The organism is Polaribacter sp. IC073, from assembly GCF_007997075.1.
Lineage (GTDB): Bacteria > Bacteroidota > Bacteroidia > Flavobacteriales > Flavobacteriaceae > Polaribacter.
The window spans coordinates 1-1,121 of record NZ_VORS01000033.1 but is presented as its reverse complement, the minus strand read 5'-3'; the positions used below and the strand labels follow the sequence as shown (position 1 = coordinate 1,121).

General features: G+C 28.6%; 2 protein-coding genes. Both read right to left on the bottom strand.

Annotation, left to right across the window (positions count from 1 at the left end; translation table 11 throughout):
- Nucleotides 1–14: 14 nt before the first annotated feature.
- Nucleotides 15–512, bottom strand: coding sequence for a hypothetical protein (locus ES045_RS16215; protein ID WP_147117315.1), 498 nt, complete (start codon nt 510–512; stop codon nt 15–17).
- 9 nt (nt 513–521) lie between these two features.
- Nucleotides 522–998: a hypothetical protein gene (locus ES045_RS16210; RefSeq protein ID WP_147117314.1), complete on the bottom strand. Its 477-nt coding sequence runs from the start codon at nt 996–998 to the stop codon at nt 522–524.
- Nucleotides 999–1,121 lie beyond the last annotated feature (123 nt).

The following is a 1,121-nucleotide window of genomic DNA, read 5'->3' as shown; positions in this document are numbered from 1 at the left end:
AGTTGGCAGTAATATTAGGCGACATCGAAATTCGAGAAAGTTTGTCCTTTTAACTCGATACAGTCAACTTTAGTTTTCTTAAAAGCAACGCTATGATTTTTAGAAACATAGCTTATTATAATGTCTAAATGATGAATTGCTTTTTTAAAATGCTTATCATAAGTAATACAAGCAGGCTGAATATCTACAATTCCACCTTTTTTAAAATTTTCGCTTAATAAATATCGTGAACGTCTAGATAATTGAAAAAGCTTATTATATGACAAATAAGTTTGCTCATCAAGTTTTGCGACCGACAATTGATTATAAGGATTTATTACTTCTGCAACTTGACTATGTGAAAGGTAATTTTTAGCTGTTTTTGCAACTATATGAGCATTCATTAAATGAAGTGCTGAATAAAAACAAACTGTGACTTGCCAATCCCAACTATCATTAATGTTGCTGTTGACTTTAGACAAAAAGTCTAAATTATTTTCTGAATGAGTTATGTGTTCTGTAAATGACCCCAAATCTGAATATTAAGCAATTGCTACGTTTCTATAATGTTCAGGAACTACTAAAGAATCAGTATCTTCTACAATTGTTGAGGAAATATGAAATCCAAATTTAGAAAAATAAGCATTAATTTTTGCTTCAGCTAGAATAAGAGCATCTTCCATTAATTCATCGTCTTGTACTATTTCTGCCCAAACTAAAATTTTAGAATTTGATAATTCTAAAGCAATTTTACTTGGTTTTCTTTTTGACTTAATTAATTCTTTAAAATATGCTTCAACCATATTCGTAATAAAAAAAGCTGAACTAGTTTGTCTTGCATAATTATGCATAAAATCGTGGTCGCCAGAAATCAATGCATCATAAACCTTTTTCTTATCTTGTTCTAAAATATCGTTTTCTATAAGAGTTTGGTCGTAACGCAGATTAGCCACCATATTATCAAACCAAACCTCTGTATCTTTAGTTTGACTTGAATTTTTATGTAAGTTATCTGACACCATATAATAATTTGAATTATAAATATAAAGAATTTATATGACTTTCAACCGAAATGTTTTGTTAAAAGGAGTGCAAATGTATGAATAAAAAAAATACTACTGCCAACAACGTGTATAATTAAT